Source organism: Streptomyces sp. NPDC049541 (assembly GCF_044465725.1).
In the GTDB taxonomy this organism is placed as follows: Bacteria; Actinomycetota; Actinomycetes; order Streptomycetales; family Streptomycetaceae; genus Streptomyces.
In genome coordinates, this window is sequence record NZ_JBITLY010000006.1 from 424191 (window position 1) to 446420 (window position 22230).

23 protein-coding genes are annotated in these 22230 nt (G+C 68.2%); 11 read left to right on the forward strand and 12 right to left on the reverse strand.

The features are described 5' to 3' along the window. Positions 1 to 119 precede the first annotated feature (119 nt). Positions 120 to 1238 carry a phosphoserine transaminase gene (gene serC / locus ACIBW9_RS24430; RefSeq protein ID WP_398958338.1) on the forward strand — a complete coding sequence of 373 codons (1119 nt, stop codon included), beginning with the start codon at positions 120 to 122 and terminating at the stop codon, positions 1236 to 1238. A gap of 77 nt (positions 1239 to 1315) precedes the next feature. On the opposite strand, the gene ACIBW9_RS24435 is transcribed toward serC, so the two are convergent. The 3 genes from ACIBW9_RS24435 to ACIBW9_RS24445 all read right to left on the reverse strand — a co-directional run bounded on the left by ACIBW9_RS24435 (position 1316) and on the right by ACIBW9_RS24445 (position 5718). Further along, positions 1316 to 2923, reverse strand: coding sequence for an alpha/beta hydrolase (locus tag ACIBW9_RS24435; RefSeq protein WP_398958340.1), 1608 nt, complete (start codon positions 2921 to 2923; stop codon positions 1316 to 1318). Between the two features lie 181 nt (positions 2924 to 3104). Continuing rightward, on the reverse strand, positions 3105 to 4622 hold the full coding sequence (locus ACIBW9_RS24440; protein WP_398958341.1) for a cellulase family glycosylhydrolase: 1518 nt from the start codon (positions 4620 to 4622) through the stop codon (positions 3105 to 3107). A gap of 112 nt (positions 4623 to 4734) precedes the next feature. Further along, a complete protein-coding gene (locus ACIBW9_RS24445) occupies positions 4735 to 5718 on the reverse strand; it encodes a WD40 repeat domain-containing protein (protein WP_398958343.1) in 984 nt (327 codons plus the stop codon). Positions 5719 to 5859: 141 nt separating this feature from the next. Here ACIBW9_RS24445 and ACIBW9_RS24450 point away from each other — a divergent pair, with 141 nt between their 5' ends. The 3 genes from ACIBW9_RS24450 to ACIBW9_RS24460 all read left to right on the forward strand — a co-directional run bounded on the left by ACIBW9_RS24450 (position 5860) and on the right by ACIBW9_RS24460 (position 7912). Next, the gene (locus ACIBW9_RS24450; RefSeq protein ID WP_398958344.1) at positions 5860 to 6543 is read left to right on the forward strand and encodes an SGNH/GDSL hydrolase family protein; all 684 of its coding nucleotides are present in this window, start codon (positions 5860 to 5862) and stop codon (positions 6541 to 6543) included. 88 nt (positions 6544 to 6631) lie between these two features. Beyond that, positions 6632 to 7225: a Uma2 family endonuclease gene (locus ACIBW9_RS24455; RefSeq protein WP_398958345.1), complete on the forward strand. Its 594-nt coding sequence runs from the start codon at positions 6632 to 6634 to the stop codon at positions 7223 to 7225. An 81-nt stretch (positions 7226 to 7306) separates the two neighbouring features. Then, entirely contained in the window at positions 7307 to 7912 is a 606-nt protein-coding gene (locus ACIBW9_RS24460) for a DinB family protein (protein ID WP_398958347.1), read from the forward strand. A gap of 7 nt (positions 7913 to 7919) precedes the next feature. On the opposite strand, the gene ACIBW9_RS24465 is transcribed toward ACIBW9_RS24460, so the two are convergent. The 3 genes from ACIBW9_RS24465 to ACIBW9_RS24475 all read right to left on the reverse strand — a co-directional run bounded on the left by ACIBW9_RS24465 (position 7920) and on the right by ACIBW9_RS24475 (position 10358). Beyond that, on the reverse strand, positions 7920 to 8789 hold the full coding sequence (locus tag ACIBW9_RS24465) for a DUF2637 domain-containing protein (protein ID WP_398958349.1): 870 nt from the start codon (positions 8787 to 8789) through the stop codon (positions 7920 to 7922). A gap of 15 nt (positions 8790 to 8804) precedes the next feature. Further along, positions 8805 to 9014 (reverse strand): hypothetical protein, encoded by a 210-nt coding sequence (locus ACIBW9_RS24470; RefSeq protein WP_115907466.1) that lies wholly within the window; start codon positions 9012 to 9014, stop codon positions 8805 to 8807. A gap of 414 nt (positions 9015 to 9428) precedes the next feature. Then, positions 9429 to 10358, reverse strand: a complete 930-nt coding sequence (locus ACIBW9_RS24475; RefSeq protein ID WP_398958351.1) for a nuclear transport factor 2 family protein — start codon at positions 10356 to 10358, stop codon at positions 9429 to 9431. A gap of 140 nt (positions 10359 to 10498) precedes the next feature. On the opposite strand from ACIBW9_RS24475, the gene ACIBW9_RS24480 reads away from it, so the two are divergent. Beyond that, on the forward strand, positions 10499 to 11491 hold the full coding sequence (locus tag ACIBW9_RS24480; protein ID WP_398958353.1) for an aldo/keto reductase: 993 nt from the start codon (positions 10499 to 10501) through the stop codon (positions 11489 to 11491). A 214-nt stretch (positions 11492 to 11705) separates the two neighbouring features. Here ACIBW9_RS24480 and thpR read toward each other — a convergent pair whose 3' ends face one another. Then, positions 11706 to 12278 carry an RNA 2',3'-cyclic phosphodiesterase gene (gene thpR / locus ACIBW9_RS24485; protein WP_398958355.1) on the reverse strand — a complete coding sequence of 191 codons (573 nt, stop codon included), beginning with the start codon at positions 12276 to 12278 and terminating at the stop codon, positions 11706 to 11708. A gap of 110 nt (positions 12279 to 12388) precedes the next feature. Here thpR and ACIBW9_RS24490 point away from each other — a divergent pair, with 110 nt between their 5' ends. Beyond that, positions 12389 to 12976: a Uma2 family endonuclease gene (locus ACIBW9_RS24490; protein WP_398958356.1), complete on the forward strand. Its 588-nt coding sequence runs from the start codon at positions 12389 to 12391 to the stop codon at positions 12974 to 12976. An 11-nt stretch (positions 12977 to 12987) separates the two neighbouring features. On the opposite strand, the gene ACIBW9_RS24495 is transcribed toward ACIBW9_RS24490, so the two are convergent. Together ACIBW9_RS24495 and ACIBW9_RS24500 are read right to left on the reverse strand one after the other, a co-directional pair. Next, positions 12988 to 14262, reverse strand: coding sequence for an MFS transporter (locus ACIBW9_RS24495; RefSeq protein WP_398958358.1), 1275 nt, complete (start codon positions 14260 to 14262; stop codon positions 12988 to 12990). Positions 14263 to 14371: 109 nt separating this feature from the next. Then, complete coding sequence (locus tag ACIBW9_RS24500; RefSeq protein WP_099929673.1) at positions 14372 to 14809, reverse strand: MarR family transcriptional regulator; 438 nt, start codon at positions 14807 to 14809, stop codon at positions 14372 to 14374. A 154-nt stretch (positions 14810 to 14963) separates the two neighbouring features. Here ACIBW9_RS24500 and ACIBW9_RS24505 point away from each other — a divergent pair, with 154 nt between their 5' ends. Continuing rightward, positions 14964 to 15146, forward strand: a complete 183-nt coding sequence (locus ACIBW9_RS24505) for a ribbon-helix-helix protein, CopG family (protein WP_115907461.1) — start codon at positions 14964 to 14966, stop codon at positions 15144 to 15146. A 20-nt stretch (positions 15147 to 15166) separates the two neighbouring features. On the opposite strand, the gene ACIBW9_RS24510 is transcribed toward ACIBW9_RS24505, so the two are convergent. Then, positions 15167 to 16618, reverse strand: coding sequence for an NCS2 family permease (locus ACIBW9_RS24510; RefSeq protein ID WP_398958361.1), 1452 nt, complete (start codon positions 16616 to 16618; stop codon positions 15167 to 15169). A gap of 117 nt (positions 16619 to 16735) precedes the next feature. On the opposite strand from ACIBW9_RS24510, the gene ACIBW9_RS24515 reads away from it, so the two are divergent. Both ACIBW9_RS24515 and ACIBW9_RS24520 read left to right on the forward strand, forming a co-directional pair. Further along, on the forward strand, positions 16736 to 17017 hold the full coding sequence (locus tag ACIBW9_RS24515; protein WP_398958363.1) for a DUF2530 domain-containing protein: 282 nt from the start codon (positions 16736 to 16738) through the stop codon (positions 17015 to 17017). A gap of 95 nt (positions 17018 to 17112) precedes the next feature. Next, entirely contained in the window at positions 17113 to 19506 is a 2394-nt protein-coding gene (locus ACIBW9_RS24520) for an HAD-IC family P-type ATPase (protein ID WP_398958365.1), read from the forward strand. A gap of 12 nt (positions 19507 to 19518) precedes the next feature. Here the strand turns inward: ACIBW9_RS24520 and ACIBW9_RS24525 are convergent, their stop codons facing one another. Both ACIBW9_RS24525 and ACIBW9_RS24530 read right to left on the reverse strand, forming a co-directional pair. Further along, the gene (locus ACIBW9_RS24525; protein WP_398958368.1) at positions 19519 to 20400 is read right to left on the reverse strand and encodes a hypothetical protein; all 882 of its coding nucleotides are present in this window, start codon (positions 20398 to 20400) and stop codon (positions 19519 to 19521) included. A gap of 175 nt (positions 20401 to 20575) precedes the next feature. Then, the gene (locus tag ACIBW9_RS24530) at positions 20576 to 20989 is read right to left on the reverse strand and encodes an FG-GAP repeat domain-containing protein (protein WP_398958370.1); all 414 of its coding nucleotides are present in this window, start codon (positions 20987 to 20989) and stop codon (positions 20576 to 20578) included. 211 nt (positions 20990 to 21200) lie between these two features. Here ACIBW9_RS24530 and ACIBW9_RS24535 point away from each other — a divergent pair, with 211 nt between their 5' ends. Together ACIBW9_RS24535 and ACIBW9_RS24540 are read left to right on the forward strand one after the other, a co-directional pair. Beyond that, a complete protein-coding gene (locus tag ACIBW9_RS24535) occupies positions 21201 to 21800 on the forward strand; it encodes a hypothetical protein (protein WP_398958372.1) in 600 nt (199 codons plus the stop codon). 7 nt (positions 21801 to 21807) lie between these two features. After that, entirely contained in the window at positions 21808 to 22197 is a 390-nt protein-coding gene (locus ACIBW9_RS24540) for a hypothetical protein (RefSeq protein ID WP_398958374.1), read from the forward strand. Positions 22198 to 22230 lie beyond the last annotated feature (33 nt).

Sequence of the window (22230 nt, forward strand, 5' to 3'; positions counted from 1 at the left end):
CGTTCAGGCCGAAGGGGGGGTCTGGGGGCGCAGCCCCCAGTTCCAACGCGCACGACACCGCCGTCTCACCCGACGGACGAGGTTTCACCCATGTTTCCCGAAACAGCTAACCTCACCCCGTGGCTGAGATCCAGATTCCCGCTGACATCAAGCCCGCCGACGGACGTTTCGGCGCGGGCCCCTCCAAGGTGCGGACGGAAGCGCTGGACGCGCTGGCCGCGACCGGTACCTCCCTCCTCGGCACCTCCCACCGCCAGGCCCCGGTCAAGAACCTGGTCGGCAAGGTGCGCGAGGGCATCAGTGAGCTGTTCTCCCTGCCCGAGGGCTACGAGGTGATCCTCGGCAACGGCGGCTCCACCGCGTTCTGGGACATCGCGACGCACGGCCTGATCGAGAACAAGTCGCAGCACCTCAACTTCGGCGAGTTCTCCTCGAAGTTCGCCAAGGCGGCCAAGCTCGCCCCCTGGCTGGCCGAGCCGACCGTCATCGCCAGCGACCCGGGCACCCACCCGGAGCCGCAGGCCGAGGCGGGCGTCGACGTCTACGCCTTCACCCACAACGAGACCTCCACCGGTGTCGCCATGCCGATCAAGCGCGTGGCCGGCGCCGACGAGGGCGCGCTGGTCCTGGTCGACGCCACCTCCGGCGCCGGCGGACTCCCGGTGGACGTGTCCGAGACGGACGTCTACTACTTCGCCCCGCAGAAGTCCTTCGCCTCCGACGGCGGCCTGTGGATCGGCGTCTTCTCCCCGGCCGCGATCGAGCGCGCCGAGCGCGTCCACGCCTCCGGTCGCCACGTCCCGGAGTTCTTCAGCCTCCCCACGGCGATCGACAACTCCCGCAAGAACCAGACGTACAACACCCCGGCCCTCGCCACCCTCTTCCTGCTCAACCAGCAGCTGGAGTGGCTCAACGGCCAGGGCGGCCTGGACTGGGCGGTCCGCCGCACGGCCACCTCCGCGCGCACCCTCTACGGCTGGGCCGAGGACATCAAGTACGCCAACCCGTTCGTCACCGACCCGGCCAAGCGCTCGGCGGTCATCGGCACGATCGACTTCACCGACGAGGTGGACGCGGCCGCCGTCGCCAAGGTCCTGCGCGCCAACGGCATCGTCGACACCGAGCCCTACCGCAAGCTCGGCCGCAACCAGCTGCGCGTCGCGATGTTCCCGGCGATCGACCCGGCGGACGTCGAGGCGCTGACGAAGTGCATCGACTACGTGATCGAGAAGCTGTAACGGATTCTCGTACGACAGCGGTCTCTCGTACGAAAAAGGGCGCCCGGTGAGTACCGGGCGCCCTTCGCGTGTGCCGGTCAGCCGCGGAAGCCGAGCATCCCGTGCAGGGCGTCACCGCGCGGTGCGGTCGCCGGCTGCTGCGAGGTCAGCGCGGACAGCGTGGACCCCGCCGTGCTCAGCGGCTTCGGGTCGGCGGTCTTCTGGCAGACCGCGTCGGCCGTGCCGTGACCGCGCGGCACCGTGCCGTCGGTCAGGTACTTCGCCAGGTACTTGTCCAGGCAGGCGTTGCCGCTCAGCGAGATGCCGTGGTTGCCGCCGCCCTGCTCGACGACCAGGCTGGAGTTCTTGAGCAGGCGGTGGACGGTGACACCGCCCACGTACGGAGTGGCCGCGTCGTTGGTCGCCTGGAACAGCAGCACCGGCGGCAGCTGGGAGTTGGCGACGTTCACCGGCTTCAGCGACTTCGTGGGCCAGAAGGCGCACGGCGCGTTGTACCAGGCGTTGTTCCAGGCGTTGAACGGCGCCTTGGCGTACACCGCCCAGTTGTCCTTCTCCCACTGCTTCCAGTCACGTGGCCAGGCCACGTCCCGGCACTGCACGGCGGCGTAGATGCTGTAGCCGTTGTCGCCGGAGGCGTCGATCGCGGCGAATTTCTCGTAGTCCTGGACCAGCGGCGCGGAGTTGTGGTCGTTGACGTACGCGGCGAACGCCTGGGCCAGGTAGGGCCAGTAGCCGTTGTAGTAGCCGCCCGGCAGGAAGGTGTCCTCCAGTTCGGCGGCGCCCACCTTGCCGCCGGCCGGGTTCTTGGCGAGCTCGGCCTGCATCGCGTACCACTTGGCCTCGATCGCGGCCGGGTCGGTACCGAGCTTGTATGTGCTGTTGTACTTGGCGATCCACGCCATCAGGGCCTTGTGGCGGGCGTCGAAGGCGTAGTCCTGGCCGATGTTGTCGTCGTACCAGACCCCATCGGGGTTGACGATCGAGTCCAGGACCAGCCGGCGCACCTGGTGCGGGAAGAGCTTGGCGTAGACCTGGCCCAGGTAGGTGCCGTACGAGTAGCCGAAGTAGTTGATCTTCTTGGCGCCGAGGGACTTGCGGATCGAGTCCATGTCCTTCACGGCGCTGATCGTGTTGATGTACGGCAGGACGTCCGCGTACTTCCTGCCGCAGGCGGCGGCGAAGGACTTGGCGCGCTCCAGGTTGGCCTTCTCGATGGCCGGGGTGCTGGGGACGCTCGCCGGGCGGACGGGGTTGAAGTAGCCGGGCTTGCAGTCGAGGGCGGGCTTGCTCTTGCCGACACCGCGCGGGTCGAAGCCGATGACGTCGTACTGGGCCGCGACCGACTTGGGCAGCGAGGACGCGACGAAGCCGGCGAGGGTGAGGCCGCTGCCGCCGGGGCCGCCGGGGTTGACCAGCAGCGGGCCCTGGTACGTGCGAGCGGTGTGCGGAACGCGTGACAGGGCCAGGGTTATCTTCCGTCCCTGCGGCCTGGCGTAGTCGAGTGGCACCTGCACCGACCCGCACTGGAGGGTCGGGTAGTCGTCCGTGCCGCACTTCTTCCAGGTGACCTTCGCCGTGGCGAAGGCGTTCGCGGCGGACGACGGACTGGCCTCGGCGGGAACGGCGGTGACCGTGCCGGCCAGGACGACGGCCGTACCGCACAGCACAGCTGCGCTTCTCTTCATGAACTTCTCTCAGCACATGGGGGGTTGGGACGGACCGAAAGGTTCACGATCCTGGCCGGATTTTTTCGAAGAAGCGCGAAGACAAGAAACACCTGAGGGAAAAATTTGAACCTCCTGTGACCTGGGGGCACTCGGCACACACCGAGCGCCCCTGTCACCAGCCCTGGAAGGGGCCAAGACCTCAGGCAGCCGTGCAGCTCACGCTCGGCACACCTCCGCCCCCCGGTGCGCCCCCGAACCCGAGGCTCACCGAACTCCCCGCCGGGACACTCCCGTTGTGCGCGGCGTTCACGGCGGTGACCGTGGAACCGGTCTGCGTGTACGAGGCGTTCCACATGGTGGTGACCTGCTGCGACCCGTTCCAGGTCCAGCTCACCTTCCACGAACTGATCGAGCTGCTCCCGGTGTTGGTCACCTTCACCTCGGCGTTGAACCCGCTCCCCCAGTCGCTGCTGACGGTGTAGACGGCACTGCAGGCGGCCGTGCTCCCGCCACCCCCGCCTCCGCCCCCACCGCCGCCGGTGCCTCCGCTCGGGAACAACGGCGCCTTGACGCTCGCCAGATAGCCGTCCTTCACCGTGTCCACGGTCGTCCAGTCGTCCTTCAGGATCCCGCCCGTGTCACCGGAGTTGGGGTTCCACGACCAGAACGTCCAGTGGAAGGAGTCGGCCCCGTACGTCGACGTCGGCCGCAGATAGCTCACCAGCGCCGCCAGCCACTTCTGGTCGACGGTCGAGGCCAGCGTCGTACCGAACTCGCCCACCCACACCGGCGCGATGTTCTGCTTGAAGATGTAGCCCCAGTACTTGTCCCAGACGCCCGGCATGTTGGCGGGGAACGCCGGATCGCTGAACCAGGGCTGCTGGGCCACGCTGGTCGCGTAGTCGTGGGCGGAGTACACGACCCGGTTCGCCACGTCGAGCCGGACCGGGTACTGGCCGACGCCCATCAGGTTGCCGCCCCACCACCCCGACACCCCGGCGTAGGTCTGCACGCCCTCGACGAAGATCAGCAGGTCGGGGTTGACGGAGAGCACCGCGTTGCCGGCCCGCTCGGCAGCCAGCCGCCAGTCGGTGGCCGTGTCGCCGCAGCCCCAGCAGGCCGGATCGTGGGGCTCGTTGTGCAGGTCGATGCCGATGACCGTGTCCTGGCCCTTGTAGCGGGCCGCGAGCGCCTTCAGATCGGCGATCCATGTCGACTCGGGGACTGCCGCCGTGTACCAGAGCGCCGACTGTCCGCCCGAGTCCGGCCGGTGCCGGTCGAGGATGACCTTGAGGCCGTCCTGACCGGCGTACGCCACCAGCTTGTCCATGACCTGGAGGGAGCTGAGCCCCTGCAGATCGGCGTTCTTGCCGCTGCTGAAGTCGATGCTGTTGGGGACGGTGGACGACTTGAAGATGTCGTCGCTGTAGGGCAGCCGGATGGTGTTGTACCCCAGCGACTTCATCTGGTCGATCATGGACTTGTAGTCGCGGGACCAGAGGCCGTGGACGACGTGGTTGCCGGTCTCGAAGCCGAACCAGTTGATCCCGGCGATCCGGACCGGCTGCCCGGCCGCGTCGAGGATCTGGCGGCCGCTGGTGTGCCAGTAGCCGGCGCCGGGGGCGGCGGCCGCGTGTGCGGTGGAGGCACCGAGCCCCAGCGGTAACAGGAGCGCCGCGGCAACGGCGCACAGCGCTCTTCGCAGGCTGCGGAACATGTTGCTGCTTCCTCTCGGGAGGCGCGGGCCCGAAACGAGTGGGAGCGCTCCCACAACCCGGCACCTCCATGGAAGCCATGCCACATGAACACGTCAAGCTCTACGACGTCGGTCAGCGGCGCAGCAGCCGCCGGATTCCGAAGACCACCGCTGCCGCGACGGCGACGGCGAGCGCACCGACCTTGAGATTCCCGCCCACACCGCCACTGCTCCCGCCCGAGGCACTGGAACTCCCGCTCGCGGAGGGCGACTTGGAACCCCCGCTCCCGCCCGGCGCGTCCTGCGCCTGCACGGAGCTGTCGGCGCCCTCACTGCCGTACAGGAGCTTGGTGCCGTCGACGGAGTAGGTGATGGACTCGCCCTGCCCCTGCAGCGGAACGTTCAGCCGCCCCTTGCGTTTGATCCTGCCGCCGTTCCAGTCGTAGTAGATCCCGCCGAAGTAGCCGCGCACGGCGAGCTGCTTGCCGTCCGGGGAGATGGCGGCGTCGGTGGCCCAGAGGTCGACGGTGGCGACGGGCCTGAAGTAGTTCGTGCCGGAGGCGGAGAGCCTGGCCGGCCCCTCGTACAGGTGCCCGCCGTTCTCGTTCTTGTCGATGATGTAGGCGCGCCCGGTCTTCGGGTCGACGACGAGCGACTCGGCGTTGCGTGCCCCGTCCGAGTACTTCACCACGTACTGCGTGGCCCGCACGGTCTGGTCGACCAGTTTCTTCGGCTCGGGCAGCCGGTAGATCCACACATACGGCCACTTGCCGCCGAGGTTGTCGCCGATGTCGCCGACGTAGATCTGGTTGCCGGGGCCGATGGAGATCGCCTCGACATCACGGGGTGAACCGATTCCGCTGAGGGTGACGCGGGCGACCGTCCTCCCGGTACCGCTGTTTACGGCGTAGATGTACGGGCCGTCGTCGCTGTCGTTGTGGGTCCAGTAGATGCCGGGGTGCAGACGGGAGGCGGCGAGGCCGCTGGACTCGGTGATGCGCGAGTCCTTGATGGTGAACCCCTGGTCACCCTTGCCGTCGCCGTCGGCGGCGGATGCGGGCACGGCGAAGGCGCCCACGAGAAGGACCCCGGCGAGGAGAGCGAACGGTCGGCGCATGTCCCCAAGCCTGCCATCCCGGCCCGGTGTTCACGGGCGGGGCGCGGGGCGGGGGCCGGGCAGGGGCGCGTGGCAGGCCTCACACCCCACCCGTCCCATTGGTCCCTCCCTGAACCCTCCCCGATCGTCCATCATGAGCGGATGCTCAGGTTCATGCCGGTCGGCGACTCCATGACGATCGGAAGCGCGGGCGAACACACATGGCGCTACCGGATGTGGGAGCACCTGCGCGAGACGTACGGCGGCCCGTTCGCCCTGGTCGGCCCGCGCGAGACGCTCTACGACAAGGCGGCGGACGCGCCGGTCTCGTACGAGTACGCCGACCCCGACTTCCCGCGCGCCCATCTGGCGGGCTGGGGCGAGGGCTGGCTGCACATGGCGCCGCTGATCGGCGAGGCGGTGCGCTCCTGCCGCGCGGACGTCCTGCTGGTCTCCCTCGGCCTGATCGACCTGGGCTTCTACACGAACGCGGAGCAGACGGCGGAGAACGTGCGGGCGTTCGTTGCGGCGGCGCGGGAGGCGAACCCGCGGGTGCGGATGGTGATGCTGCCGGTGATCCCGAACGTACGGGCGGAGTCGGACCCGCCGTTCGCGGCGGAGGTGACCCGTTTCAACGAACTGCTGGCGAAGACGATCGCCGACCTGGACGAGCCGTCCTCACCGCTGCTGCTCGCGTCGGTGCCGGAGTCGTACGACATCCACTTGGACACGTACGACGGTACGCATCCCAACGCGAGCGGTGAGCACCGGCTGGCGGAGGCGTTCGCGGAGGCGATGTATCAGGCGTGGGACCTGGGGGAAACGTACATGGCTCGAACAAGGTGACTTGATCCGTGCGTGTCCCGGTCACCGTGCGTATCGTTGTACTGCGCGGCTGTGCTCGTCCGTGGGGCAGCCGGGGAGGAGCGCCACGATGACCGTCCTTGAAGACAGGATCGAGATGGCCGACGCCGACGCCAACACCAAGCGCTTGGACGAGTGGTTCGAGCGCCTTGAGCGTATGCCCGTCCCCGAAGGATTCAGGGTCGAGATCGTCGGGGGCAACGTCCACATGACGCCACAGCGGGACACTCACTGGGAAATCATCCGCGAGATCCTCTTGTCCTTCGTGGAGCGCTTCGGGAGGAAGACCAGGGTGTTCTCCGACGTGCGCATCGACTTCCCGGGCTTTGAGAACGGCTTCTGCCCCGGCCTCGCCAAGCTCAGTGACGCGGCGCGGAAGGACGACAAGGGCCACTGGCGGTACCAGGACGTCGAGTTCGTCGCCGAGGTCATCTCGAAGGGAACCGCCGCCAACGACTACGGCCCCAAGAAGACGGCGTACGCGGTCGCCGAGGTCCCCGTCTACGTCATCGCCGATCCCTATCAGGGGCGGTGCCACGTCTACACCGACCCCAAGGACGGCGACTACGCCGTACGGACGTCCGTGGACTTCGGCACCGACATCGACCTCACCGGCACCATCGTCGACCTCACCCTCAAGACCGACGACTTCCCCCGCGACTGAACCCGGCACCCTCCCGCGCACGGCGGAAAGCCAGTGGGAAAAGCCGGTGAAGAAAGATCGCGCCGACGGCAGACTGCCCCCATGACCTCCCCAGCCCCTGACGCCAAGGCCGACCTCCACTTCTATCTGCAGTCCGCCCGCGACGCCCTGCTCTGGAAGCTCGAAGGGCTCTCGGAGTACGACATCCGCCGCCCGCGCACACCGACCGGCACCAACCTCCTGGGCCTGGTGAAGCACGCGACCGGCGTGGAGCTGGGCTACCTCGGCGACACCTTCGGGCGGCCGTGGTCCGGCGGGCCGCTGCCCTGGATGGCAGCGGGCGGTGAAACCAACGCGGACATGTGGGCCACCGCCGACGAGTCGCGCGAGTACATCGTGGACCTCTACCGCCGGGTGTGGGCGCACGCGGACGCGACGATCGACGCGCTGCCGCTGGACACGGTCGGCAGGGTGCCGTGGTGGCCCGCCGACAGGGACGAGGTGACCTTGCATCACGTCGTGGTGCGCGTGATCGCCGACACGCACCGGCACGCCGGGCACGCCGACATCCTCCGCGAACTCACGGACGGCGCGGTGGGGATGAACCAGGGCAACGACAGCATGCCGTCGGACGACGCGGCCTGGTGGGAGAGCCACCGGGACCGGGTGGAGCGTGCGGCGCGGGAGGCCGACCGGAAGCCGGCCTGATCCCTGTTCAGCTTCGGGAGGCCGTGCCGCCACCGGTGGGGCGCGGCTTCGAAGCGGCCGAACCGCTCTTGGACGCAGGGGACTTGGCACTTGCGGGCGTCTGGCGATGACGGTGGCGGGAGATGTTCCTGCGTGGCGGCCGGGTCAGCGTGATCTGGCGGACCAGTTGCTGGAAGCAGGCCAGGGACGCGAGCGTCGGCAGGGCCGCCGCGGCGATACCGGTGAAACTCCTGTCGGCCTCGGCCACGCAGAGTGACATCGCAAGGAAGGAGAAGAGCAGAACGACGAACCAGGAGTGCACGGCCCTGCGTTGGTGGAGGGCGCTGCGCAGGATGGAGAGCGAGGCCACCATCCAGGGGCCGTAGACCAGAAGCGGCCACCAGGTCAGTATCCCGCCCTGCGTGGCCGACGCGACGTGCCGCAGAGGTGCGTAGGCCACCATGCCGCCGAACACGCTCACCATCGAAACGATCACGGCGGCGAGCGCGGCGATCAGAAAGCTGACGGTCTGCAGCCACCCGAAGCGGAAGCGCAGCCGGAACCGCACTTTCCGGTGCCGGACGGTACGGCGCCTGATGGGGGGCAACTCGGCGGTGATCCTCGCCAGGTTGTCCATCGACTCGCCCGTGAAGTCGAGGTCGGACGGCGGCGGCTCTCGACGCGGCGGCGGCGACACGGTGCCCGACTGCTCCGCCGTCACGGCGTTCTGCAGGAGGGACGTGAGTTCCTCGACCGGGTCCCAGCCCTCCACCAGGGGGCCGGTGGCGTACATGTCCTCTGCGGGACCCCGGTGGCGGCCGGTGGCCAGCCCGGTGGGGTAGTCACCGGGATACCGTTCGTGCGGGGTGAAGGAAAGATCCAGGTATTCGTCGTTCATAGAGGTCCGCCCCCGTCATGTAACCGCGTGGCAGCCGGACCGTCCCTGATCGTTCCACCGCCGCCCGAGTTCCTCCTGAGCCGTGTCCAGGATTCCCAGGAACTCGCTGAAGATGGTCCCGGTGACCTGCAGTTCGATGCGCCCACCGTCCCCGTGCAAGGTGCCGCACGCGTCGGCCGCCGAGTACGCCGCGGCGGGCGTGAAGGTGTAGCGCCCCACTGTCACCGCACGGGCGGGGGGCAGATCCTCCGCGGTCGCTCCGGAACGGTACGGGTTAAGGAACCTTGCTTTCGCCATATTCCGCTAACGCCGCGTCCCCTCCTCCGGATGCGCGGCAAACGAGTGAGGCCAATTCGACGAAAACATCGACTAGAGCGTTTGTAATCCAGCAGTTTGTCTTTTGAATTCTTCTCGCACAGGAAAGATCCGGCTGAGAGAATCCGGTCGTATGGAGATCATCCACCACACACCCTCGAGCCCACCAAGGCGGCCCGTCCGCACCGGAGTTGACGGAGTTGACCAAGGCCGGTGGCTTCCGGTTGGACGACCCGGAGGGTGCACCGCGTCCTACCGGGCCGCCGGCGCAGGCCTGGTCGGGCGCCCGAGGCGTGGCGCCCGACCGGGCGGTCGACCGGCCGCCTAGAACATCCCGTTGTCGTTCGCCGAAGCGGCCGGCACGTCCTGGATCACGTCCCAGTGCTCCACGATCCTCCCGGCCCGCACCCGGAACAGATCCACGACCGCCTGGCCCCGCTCCCCCGGCGCGCTCACGTAGTGGCTGTGGACGGCGACCAGGTCACCCTCGGCGATGACCCGCTTCGGCGTGACGGTCAGCTGCGGGAACTGCTTGAAATAGGCGCCCAGCCCCGACTTCACGCCGGCCACGCCGTCCGCGATGTTCGGGTTGTGCTGGTCGTACTCGGGTCCCCAGTACCGGTCGATCGCCGACAGGTCCTTCTGCACCAGGAGTTGGTCGAACGCGGCCGTCACCAGCTTCTTGTTGCACGCGGTGAGAAAGCCCGGCCCCGGCTGCTCGGTCCGCGGCCAGCTCACGGTCGAGAACATGTTGTTGCCGTTGACCGACTTGTCCGGCACCGACTGCCCCACATCCCAGTGCTCGGCGATCTCCCCGCCCTGGAAGCGGAAGATGTCGAAGACGGCGGAGCCCGGCGTGCCCGGGGTCAGCACGACGTTCGAGTGCACCAGGACGAGGTCTCCCTCGGAGATCACCCGCTTGATGCCGTACTCGGCATCGGGGAACTGCTGGTGCACCGAGACGGCCAGGCTCTTCAGCGTCTGTGCACCGTCCGGCGCCAGCGGGTTGTGCTGGATGTAGTCCGGCCGTACGAAACGGTCCACGACCGCGGTGTCCCCGCGCTCGAACACCCCCTTGAGGACACGGGCGGCGACGGCCTTCTGGTAGCCGAGGCGGGCGGAATCGCCGTGACCGACGGGACCAGCGGACGCGGAGTGCGGCGCCGCGGCGGCCGGAACGGCCGCGGCACCCAGCACGGCGGCGGATGCGGCGAACGCGACCAGGGCGCGGCGGACAGGGGAGGTGGGGGGCATGTGGCTCTCCTGGAGATATGTTGAAACTTCAAGCTCACGCTTCCCACAGGAAAGCACTAACCTTCAGTTAGCGTCAAGATCTCCGAGTACCCCCGAGTTCCCTTGCTTAGAGCGCACTCCACGCCGTTGGCTGGGTGGTCATGGAGTACACGCAGCTCGGACGCACGGGACTCAAGGTCAGCCGACTGGTGCTCGGCACCATGAACTTCGGACCGCAGACCGACGAGGCCGACAGCCACGCGATCATGGACGCGGCGCTGGACGCCGGCATCAACTTCTTCGACACCGCCAACGTGTACGGCTGGGGCGAGAACAAGGGCCGTACAGAAGAGATCATCGGCAACTGGTTCGCCAAGAGCGCGGCCCACCGGGACAAGGTCGTCCTCGCCACCAAGGTGTACGGCAACATGGCCGCCGACGGCGAGGCCTGGCCCAACCACGACAAGCTCTCCGCGCTGAACATCCGGCGCGCGGTCGACGCCAGCCTGAAGCGGCTGCAGACCGGCCACATCGACGTCTACCAGTTCCACCACGTCGACCGCCGCACCCCCTTCGAGGAGATCTGGCAGGCGATCGACGTCCTGGTCCAGCAGGGCAAGATCCTCTACGTCGGGTCCTCGAACTTCCCCGGCTACAAGATCGCCCAGGCCAACGAGATCGCCGCCCGCCGCGGCGGCACCATCGGTCTCGTCAGCGAGCAGTGCCTCTACAACCTGGCCGAGCGCCGCGCCGAGATGGAGGTCATCCCGGCCGCGCAGGAGTACGGCCTCGGGGTCATCCCGTGGTCACCGCTGCACGGCGGCCTGCTGGGCGGTGTGATCAAGAAGGAGGTCGAGGGCGGGCGCCGGGCGAGCGGCCGGGCCGCGGACGCCCTCGCCAACACCACCATGCGCGCGCAGATCCAGGCGTACGAGGACCTGCTCGACAAGCACGGCGTGGAACCGGGCGAGGCAGCCCTGGCCTGGCTCCTGACCCGCCCCGGCGTCACCGGCCCGATCGTGGGCCCGCGCACGGCCGAGCAGCTGGAGTCGGCGATCAGGGCGGCGGAGCTGGAACTGAGCGACGAGCTCCTCGCGGGCCTGGACGAGGTCTTCCCGGGGCCTGGGCCGTCCCCGGAGGCCTTCGCCTGGTAGCACCGGCAACACCCCGACCGGGGCGGCGGGGCTGCATTCGATATGCGGCTCCGCCGCGTGGGCGCGACAAGCCACATACGGCCCGCACCCCGCAACGAACGCGCAGTTCCCCGCCTGGCTACCTGACGGCCGCCGCCACCGCCACAACCACCAGCAAAAGAACGAGCGCACCGGCCATGATCCGGTTCCGGGTCTTCGGGTCCACGCATCGAGCCTAACCGGCGCCCCCGAGCCCCCAACGGGCGACCGCCTCGTAACGCGGCTGCTCCCCCGGCACCCCGGACCTCGGCAGCCTGCTCCGCACCAGCACCAGCTCCCCCACCGTCCAGGTACGGCTGGTGAACTCCCCGAGGGCGGCGACATACGGCCGTACGTCCACCGCGTCCCGGCTCCGCGCCACCGTCAGATGCGCCTTGTACCGCCGGTGCTCCCCCATCGCCACCCCCGCCTTCCGCGCCGCGGCCTCCGCACGGTCGGCGAGCAGCCGCAGGGCCGGCAGTTCCCCCTCCGCGCCCACCCACAGCGCCCGCCCGTGCCCGAACTGGCCACCGCCCCGCAGGGCCAGCTCGAAGGGCTCGGATCGCCGTGCCGTCCGCTCCAGCCGGGCCGACAGCTCCGGTACGAGGCCGTCGTCGACCTCGCCGTAGAAGGCGAGCGTGAAGTGCCACCCTTCCCGGGCCGTCCAGCGAAGCGCCTCCGCTCGCGGCAGCTTCTTCCATTCCGCCACCTCAGTGGCGAGTTCGTCGACGACCCCCTCGGGGGGCAGCACGGCGGCGAAGAGTCTCATGAGGCCAGTCTGCACACCGTGCCGTCAGCCGGGCGTGTCCTGGTCACCGTGCGTATCGTTGTACTGCGCGGCTGTCCGTGACCGAGCGGCAGCCGGGGAGGAGCGCCACGATGACCGTCCTTGACGACAGGATCGAGATGGCCGAGGAGTGCGGCGAGCTGACGCTGGACGTCCTGTTCGAGTGCCTTGAGAAGATGCCCATCCCCGAGGGTACGAAGATCGAGATCGTCGGGGGGAACATCTTCATGTCACCGCAGCGGCAGAACCACTGGGAGATCATCTTCGCTATCGCGAAGCAGTTGGACGCCAAGTACTCGCAGAAGCGGTTGGCATCGGACGTGCGGATCGACTTCCCCGGGCATCTGAACGGCTTCGCCTGCGACCTGGCGGCGATGGCCGAGCGGTCGGTCAAGGACGGCAAGGGCCGTTGGCGCTATCAGGACGTCGAATTCGTGGCCGAGGTCATCTCCAAGGACACGGCGGGCAACGACTACGGTCCGAAGAAGGACACCTACGCCGCAGCAGAAGTGCCGGTGTACCTGATCGTGGACCCGTACACCGGCGAGTGGCACCTGCACACCCTGCCGAAGGACGGCAAGTACCACAGCGACGTCAGCTTCTCCTTCGGGGAAGACATCGACCTGACCGGCACTCCGGTAGGCCTGGTCCTCAAGACCGACGAGTTCCCCCGCGACTGACCCGGCCCGCATCACGCTGCCGCGGCCAGCTCCTCCCGCCGCTCCCGTGGCACGAACCGCACATGCGGGTGGCCGCGGTTCCAGCCGACCGACAGCCGCAGGCCGCCGACCCTGGCCAGGATCACACCGATGGTGACGGCCGCCGCCGTGGCGATCGCGCCGCCCACGGCCAGGCCCGCCCGGACGCCGTACGCATCCGTGATCCACCCGGCGATGGGTGCGCCGATCGGGGATCCGCCGAGGAAGACCATCATGTAGAGGGCCATCACCCGGCCGCGCATGGCCGGATCGGTGGCCATCTGGATGCTGGTGTTGGCGGTGACGTTGACCGTCATGCCGAACATGCCGATCGGGGCCATCAGCAGGGTGAACAGCCACAGCGAGGGGGCGGTCGCGGCCACGATCTCCATCGCGCCGAAGGCCACCGCCGCCGCGATCAGGACGCGCATCCGGGCGGTGCCGCGCCGGGCGGCGAGCAGGGCGCCCGCCAGTGAACCGACCGCCATCAGCGTGTTGAAGAGGCTGTAGGAGCCGGCGCCCGCGTGGAAGACGTCGTCCGCGAAGGCCGAGAGGTAGACCGGGAAGTTGAAGCCGAAGGTGCCGATGAACCCGACGAGGACGATCGTCCAGATCAGGTCGGGGCGCCCGGCGACATAGTGGAGCCCCTCCCGCAGCTGGCCCTTTCCGCGCGGAGCCCGCTCGACGACGTGCAGCTCGCGCGCCCGCATCAGCAGCAGGCCGGCGAGCGGGGCGACGAAGGACAGGCCGTTGAAGAGGAACGCCCAGCCGGTGCCCACACCGGTGATCATCAGGCCGGCCACGGCGGGACCGACCAGCCGGGCGGACTGGAAGTTGGCGGAGTTGAGGCTGACCGCGTTCTGCAGCTGGTCCGGGCCGACCATCTCGGAGACGAAGGACTGGCGGGCCGGGTTGTCGACGACCGTCGCGAGACCCACCGCGAAGGCGGCGAGGTACACGTGCCAGACCTGGACGTGACCGGAGAGGGTGAGCGCGGCGAGCGCGATACCGGTGACGGCCATCGAGGTCTGCGTGACGAGCAGCGTGCCGCGCCTGGGCAGGCGGTCGACCAGGACCCCGCCGTAGAGGCCGAGGAACAGCATCGGCAGGAACTGCAGGGCCGTCGTGACGCCGACGGCCGTGGCGGAGCCGGTGAGGCTCAGGACCAGCCAGTCCTGGGCGATGCGCTGCATCCAGGTGCCTATGTTGGAGACGACCTGGCCCATGAAGAACAGGCGGTAGTTCCTGACCTTCAGCGAGCTGAACATCGAGGACTTGCGGGACAGCGGGGGTGAAGCGGGGGTAGTAGGTGCCGGTGCGGGGGCGGAAGCTGCTCCGGGTCCCGTACTCAAAAGGGTTCGCCTCCTCTTTGTCGGCTTACAGGTGTGCGAGCTTCTCCAGCACGGGGGCGGCGGCGCGGAGTTTCGCCCACTCGTCCTCGTCGAGGCCGTCGACCAGGCTGGCCAGGAACGCGTTCCGCTTGGCGCGGCTCTCCGCGAGCATGGCCTCGGCCTGTTCGGTCTTGGTGACGACCTTCTGGCGCCGGTCCTCGGGGTGCGGCTCCAGCCGGACCAGGCCCTTGGCCTCGAGCAGCGCGACGATGCGGGTCATCGACGGCGGCTGCACATGCTCCTTGCGGGCGAGTTCGCCAGGTGTGGCGCTACCGCAGTTGGAGAGGGTGCCCAGCACCGACATCTCGGTGGGGCTGAGCGACTCGTCGACCCGCTGGTGCTTGAGTCGACGGGACAGCCGCATGACAGCTGATCGCAGGGAGTTCACGGCGGCAGCATCGTCGCCATGGCTGAGGTCCGACATGTTCTTTAGCGTAACTCATTACTCTGGCTAAAGACCAGGCGCGACGCACCGAATGCCCGTGACACGCGCCACTGAACCGGAACATCACTCATTTGGGTGGTCGAGACGCGGAACGTGACACACCACGCCGAAGCGTGCCGCGACCCTCGTAGGCATGGGGACCAGTGTGCTCAGCCTGCGGATAGACGGAGAACTGCTCGAACGGCTCCGGCATCACGCGGCCAAAAGAGGAATGAGCGTCCAGGACTATGTCGTCCGGACGCTCATTCGCGATGACTTCGACGAGCGCTTCCAGTCCGCCGTGGAGGAGACCGAGAGGTTCTACGGCGTCACGTGAGACCGAGAGGTTCTACGGCGTCACGTGAGACCGAGCGCGGGCATCAGGTAGTAGAAGCCGAACACCGCCGCGACGACGTACATCGCCACCGGGACCTCCCGGCCCCGGCCGGCCGCGAGGCGCAGCACCGCGAAGGTGATGAAGCCCATGCCGATGCCGTTGGTGATCGAGTAGGTGAACGGCATCATCACCATCGTCACGAAGGCCGGGATGGCGATCGTGTAGTCGGCCCAGTCGATCTCCTTGACGGAACCGGCCAGGATCAGGAAGCCCACCGCGAGCAGGGCCGGGGTGGCCGCCTGGGAGGGGACCATCGTGGCGACCGGGGTCAGGAACAGGGCGAGGGTGAACAGACCGCCGGTGACGACGTTCGCGAAGCCCGTACGGGCGCCCTCGCCGACGCCCGCCGTGGACTCCACGAACGCGGTGGTGGCCGAGGAGGAGCTGGCACCGCCGGTCGCGACCGCGAGGCCGTCGACGAACAGGACCTTGTTGATGCCCGGCATATAGCCCTGGGCGTCGGTCAGCTTGGCCTCGTCGCTGACGCCCATGATCGTGCCCATCGCGTCGAAGAAGCACGACAACAGCACGGTGAAGACGAAGAGGATGCCGGTCAGCACACCGACGTGCGAGAAGCCGCCGAACAGGCTGACCTTTCCGATCAGACCGAAGTCCGGGGTGGCGACCGGGTTTCCGGGCCACTTGGGCGTCGTGAGGCCCCAGGTCGGGATCTTCGCGACGGCGTTGATGATCACCGCGAGGACCGTCATCGTCACGATGGAGATCAGGATCGCGCCGGAGACCTTGCGCACAATGAGCGCGAGGGTGAGCAGCGCGCCCATGATGAAGACCAGGACGGGCCAGCCGTTGAGGTGTCCGGTGCTGCCGAGCTGGAGCGGGACGGTGGTCTGGGCGACGTCCGGGATCCGGGAGACGAAGCCCGAGTCGACCAGGCCGATCAGCATGATGAACAAGCCGATGCCGATGGAGATCGCCTTGCGCAGGCTGTAGGGAACGGCGTTCATGACGCGCTCGCGCAGTCCGGTGGCCACCAGGAGCATCACGACGAAGCCGGCCAGGACCACCATGCCCATGGCGTCCGGCCAGGACATCCGGGGAGCGAGCTGGAGCGCGACAACCGAGTTCACACCGAGACCGGCGGCGAGTGCGATCGGCACGTTGCCGACGACGCCCATCAGGAGGGTGGCGAACGCCGCTGTCACGGCCGTCGCCGTGACCAGCTGGCCGTTGTCGAGCTGGTGCCCGTACATGTCCTTCGCGCTGCCCAGGATGATCGGGTTCAGCACGATGATGTAGGCCATCGCAAAGAAGGTGGCGAAGCCGCCGCGGATCTCGCGCGGCAGGGTGCTGCCCCGCTCGGAGATCTTGAAGTAGCGGTCGAGGGCGCCGGAGACAGGCGCCTTCCCCGACTGTTCGGGGGTGGGGACCTTGGCGGGGGCCGAGGTGGACATGGGAGGTTCCTACGAGTAGAAGCAGACAGCGCTGTGCGCAAACGGTTTCAGTATGAACATACGACTCCGAGGGCGCTATCTCCGCGCGTAGACCCATCCGCCTCGTAAGCTGTGCGCATGGCGAAGTGGACCCCCCAGCACGAGGCGCCGGAGCCCCTTGAGGGCCCCGTGGTCGCCACCATCACCGGCGGCACGATCCTCTGGTTCGTCCTCTTCCTGGTGCAGCTTCCCTTCTACGGCTGGTTCGAGGACCACGGGCATCTGTGGTGGCTGTGGACGTGCCTGACGGGGGGCGTGCTCGGGCTGTACGGCGTGTGGTTCGTCCGGAAGCGGGACGCGGCGATCAAGCGGGCGGCGGCGCTGGAGTCGGGGTCGGCCGAACAGCCCGTGACCGAGTAGGACGTACAACCACCGCACGAGTCGGCTCCTCCCCAGGTCGGATCTTCCGGGCACTCGGCGGGTGAAGGCGTAAATCCGCACGTACCGTCGAATGCATGACGCACATCGACGCGGGCGCTGAGCTCGACCCTGTGCACCCCGTTCCTGTTCCGGTGCCGGCGCGGGGGCTGACCGCGGCCGAGGTGGCCGAGCGGGTCGCGCGGGGGCAGGTCAACGACGTTCCGGTGCGCAGCAGCCGGTCGATGGGCGAGATCGTCCGGGCGAACGTCTTCACGCGGTTCAACGCGATCATCGGTGTGCTCTGGCTGATCATGCTGTTCGTCGCGCCGTTCCAGGACAGCCTGTTCGGGTACGTGATCATCGCCAACACCGGCATCGGCATCATCCAGGAGTGGCGGGCGAAGAAGACCCTGGACTCGCTCGCGGTGATCGGGGAGGCGCGGCCCACGGTGCGGCGGGACGGGGTGGCCGCCGCGATCAGCACGCCGGAGATCGTCCTTGACGACCTGATCGAGATCGGGCCGGGGGACAAGGCCGTGGTCGACGGGGTGTGCGTCGAGGCCGACGGGCTGGAGATCGACGAGTCGCTGCTCACCGGCGAGGCCGACCCGGTGGTCAAGAAACCCGGGGACCAGGTGATGTCGGGCAGCTTCGTGGTGGCCGGCGGTGGCGCCTTCAAGGCCACCAAGGTGGGCCGCGAGGCCTACGCCGCCCAGCTCGCCGAGGAGGCCTCCCGCTTCACCCTGGTCCACTCCGAGCTGCGCACCGGTATCTCGACGATCCTCAAGTACGTGACGTGGATGATGATCCCGACTGCGATCGGCCTGGTCATCAGCCAGCTGGTGGTCAAACAGCACGGCTTCAAGGACTCGGTCGCGCGGACGGTCGGCGGCATCGTCCCGATGGTCCCGGAGGGCCTGGTGCTGCTGACGTCGGTCGCCTTCGCGATAGGCGTCATACGACTCGGCCGAAAACAGTGCCTGGTCCAGGAGCTCCCCGCCATCGAGGGCCTCGCCCGCATCGACACCGTCTGCCTCGACAAGACCGGCACCCTCACCGAGGGCGGCATGGACGTCACGGAGCTCAGGCCGCTGCAGGGCGCCGACGAGTCGTACGTACGCAAGGTCCTCGGCGCCCTCGGCGAGTCCGACCCGCGGCCCAACGCCTCCCTCCAGGCGATCATCGACGCCTACCCGGACGTCGAGGACTGGCGCTGCACGGAGTCCCTGCCCTTTTCCTCCGCCCGCAAGTACAGCGGTGCCACCTTCAGCGAGGGCAACGGCGAGTCGAGTACGTGGCTGCTGGGGGCGCCCGACGTGCTGCTGGCCGCCGGCGATCCGGCCCTCAAGGAGACCGGGCGGCTCAACGAGCAGGGCCTACGTGTGCTGCTGCTCGCCCGGGCCGGCCGCGACCTGGACGATCCCGAGCCCGCGAACGGGGCGAGGCCCACCGCCCTCGTCGTCCTCGAACAACGGCTGCGCCCCGACGCGGCGGACACCCTGCGCTACTTCGCCGACCAGGACGTCCGCGCCAAGGTGATCTCCGGCGACAACGCCGTGTCGGTCGGCGCGGTGGCCGCCAAGCTGGGCCTGACCGGCACGACCGTGGACGCCCGCCACCTGCCCTCCGAGCGGGAGGAGATGGCGAAGTCGCTCGACAAGGGCACGGTGTTCGGACGGGTCACCCCGCAGCAGAAGCGGGACATGGTGGGCGCCCTGCAGTCCCGCGGGCACACGGTCGCGATGACCGGCGACGGCGTGAACGACGTGCTGGCGTTGAAGGATGCCGACATCGGCGTCTCGATGGGCTCCGGGTCCGAGGCCACCCGGGCCGTGGCCCAGATCGTGCTGCTGAACAACAGCTTCGCGACGCTGCCGTCGGTGGTCGCGGAGGGCCGGCGGGTCATCGGCAACATCACGCGGGTGGCGACCCTGTTCCTGGTGAAGACGGTCTACTCGGTGCTGCTGGCGGTACTGGTGGTGTGCTGGCAGGTGGAGTACCCGTTCCTGCCGCGCCACTTGACGCTCCTGTCGACCCTGACGATCGGCGTCCCGGCCTTCTTCCTCGCCCTGGCGCCCAACAGGGAACGGGCGAAACCCCACTTCGTACGGCGGGTGATGCGGTACTCGGTCCCGGGCGGGGTGGTGGCCGCGGTGGCGACCTTCGTGACGTATCTGATCGCCCGCCACCACTACACCGGACCCGGCCAGCTGGACGCGGAGACCAGCGCCGCCACACTGACCCTGTTCCTGATCTCCATGTGGGTCCTGGCGATCATCGCCCGCCCCTACACCTGGTGGCGGATCGCCCTGGTGGCCTCGATGGGCGTGGCGTTCCTCTTCGTACTGATCGTGCCGCAGCTCCAGCACTTCTTCGCGCTGAAGCTGGTCGGCGAGACGATGCCCTGGGTCGCGGTCGGCATCGCGGCGGTGGCGGCGGTCGCCCTGGAACTGCTGTGGAGGGTGGTCGACCGCCGCTTTCCCGCCTAGCGGGTGGGGTGCTTACTGCACGTCGACGAAGTCGCCCGCGGCGTTGACCGCCGGGGTCGTCGAGGTGCCCGCGAAGGAGTAGCGGTAGTAGCCGTCGACCGTGGCCGTGGTCGTCGTCTTCAGGTCACCCGTGGTGCTCGTCTTGATGGTCTTCAGCGTGGTGTAGGTGCTGGAGCCCTTCTTGCGGAACTGCAGCTTCACCGGCTGGGTGCTGTAGCCGTGGTACTTGTTGTCCTCCCAGTTGGCCCGGGAGAGCTTGCCGACCACGGTGATGGTCTTGCCCTTCCTCACCGGCTCGGGGGTGGCGTTGACCGTCAGCCTGGAGTTGCGCTGGACGAGGGTGCTGCCGAGGTCGCCCTGCAGGGAGTGGTCCCCGGTGCTGTACTGCAGCGCGATCGCGCCGGCCGTCCACTTACCCGCGTCCGAGTTGAGCAGGTCACCGGCGGTGCCCTCCTCGTTGATCGGGAAGATGTCGATGTCGCCCTTGCAGGTGGCGGTCGTGGCCGAGGTGGCCGCGCAGGTGGCGGGCAGCTCGCCGCCGAGCACGTTCTGCGCGTTGTTGAGCGAGCTGCCCTTGTAGATGAGGGGGCCGTTGTCGAAGTCGCTGGAGTTGATGTCGTAGTTCGCCCCGTGGGTCAGCGTGTAGGTGACCGTGACGGCGACGTGGTTCGTGGTGCCGACCTTGATCGCCTTGGCGATCTTGAGGTTCGAGAAGGTGACGCCCAGGTCCGCAGCGGCGGCGCTGCTGCTGAAGGCGGTCCTGCCGTGCGCGGCGAGAATCTTCGCGGCCTCCGTCTTGTACGACGGGGCGTCGGCGGCGTGGGCGGCCGGCAGGGCGAAGGTGGAAAGGGCCAGGGCGCCGGAGACGGCGGCCACGGTGGCACGTATGCGCATGTGTTCCCCAAGTGGAGAAAGTGATCGTGGAGCCTGTTGGCTCAGAGGGTCAGATCCGTGGCGGTTGTGCAAGGTTGTACGACTGATGCGGATTTTTATTCGGGTATTACGAAGCCCTGGTGAGCCAAGGGAAAACGGCCGCCCTCGAGGCGCTTGGTTCGAGGGCGGCCGTGTGTCACACCGTCGGCCACATGGTCTTGCCCGCCGCGAGGGCGCCCTTGCCGTCACCCGCGTACAGGCGCAGATCTCCGTTGGACCACAGCGCGGCCAGATCCGCCTTGCCGTCGCCGTCGAAGTCGCCGCCGAGCAGGGTGCGCATGGTGTCCCAGCTCTTGTCCGGCCACATCGACCTCGCCTTGTCGAAGGTGCCGTCCGCCTTGCCCGGGTAGAGATGGAGCGCACCGTCGGACGCGACGGCGGCGATGTCATCCCGTCCGTCGCCGGTGAAGTCGGCGGTGGCGATGAGCTTCTTCTTCCACGTCTTGTCCGGCCACATCGACTTCTTCTGGTTCACCAGGTTGCCGTCGGCGTCCCGCTTGTACGTGTAGAGAGAGCCGGCGGCGGGCAAGGACGCCGACGCCGCGCTCAAGTCGGCGACGGACGGGTACAAGGTCGCGGCTACGAAGTACGCACAGGAGGAAGCAGCCAGACGTAAGGCTGCCGTCGAGTCCAAGGAGAAGGCGAGGACCGAGGACGGCCGACGCCCTGCCGACATCTACCGCTGCCAGCAGAGCCTGGTCCCCTGCGATCCGCAGGGTTTCGCCCGCTGGTGCCAGCACTCGGAGATCGAGTGCGACATCGTGGCGCACGGCAAGGAGTTCGGCGATGCCATGGAGCAGCTGTGGAATGGCGAGAAGGAACTCCTGGGCATCAGCAATTTCGAGAAGTGCCTGCAGAACAAGGACTTCGACAGCTGCAAGGGCGTCGCAGTTGACGCCCTGCTCAGCGCCAAGCTGAAGGCCCTGGAGCGGGCCTACGACGAGCTGAAGCTGCTGAAGCGGGGCTGCAAGATCATCGACAAGGCCCCACTGCGGTCGACCACGTCCGTCCGGACGGCGTCCTTGCAGATGATGGCTGCACGGTCCCGGGGTGTGCCTTGCGGGGAGCACGGCGTTCCGGGGCTACCCCGGGATGTCTCCGAGATCCCCGACTCCTTCGGCTGTGAGGCTTGCGCGGAGAAGATCAAGAAGAGCCTCGGAGGCGGCAAGCTCGTCACCATCAAGCCGACAGAGGAACTGCTCCTTCCCAAGTATCGGGGCAAGGATTCGGGTTGGTACCACCACGTGGTGGTGGTCTGCAACGGCCGCGTCTACGACGCCTGGACCGGGCGGGTCGGCGAGACGATCGCCGAGTACAAATCACAATGGGCACGAGCAGACAAGATCGACTTCGGGTTCTAGGAGGCAAGTGAACGACAAGGAGTTCATCGAGGCGATCCGCGACCGGCCGGAGGGGTTCGGCCTGAACGGCACTTACTACCCGACGGCAATGTTCCTCACAGGGATCGACCTCGGCAGATCAGGTGGGCTGCTGCGCGGCTTCACGGAGTGGCTGGTCGTCCGCAGAGGCGAGTGCAACAACCTCTACTGGCATCAACTCGTGCTCCTGGACCTGTTCCCTGACATGAAGCTCCAAGGCTGGAAGGACCCGGACCACTTGACCCCGGACCAGCACCGACAGGCGGTGGAGCACCTGCTGTCGCTCGCCCTGGAGTTCCTGGACGTACGGAACGACCGGCGGCGACTGGGCCGCATGTACGCCCGCTACGAGGCGATGTACGCACACATCGAGGGATAGGCAAACAGGGGAGGGTCGCCCCGCCGGGATGCT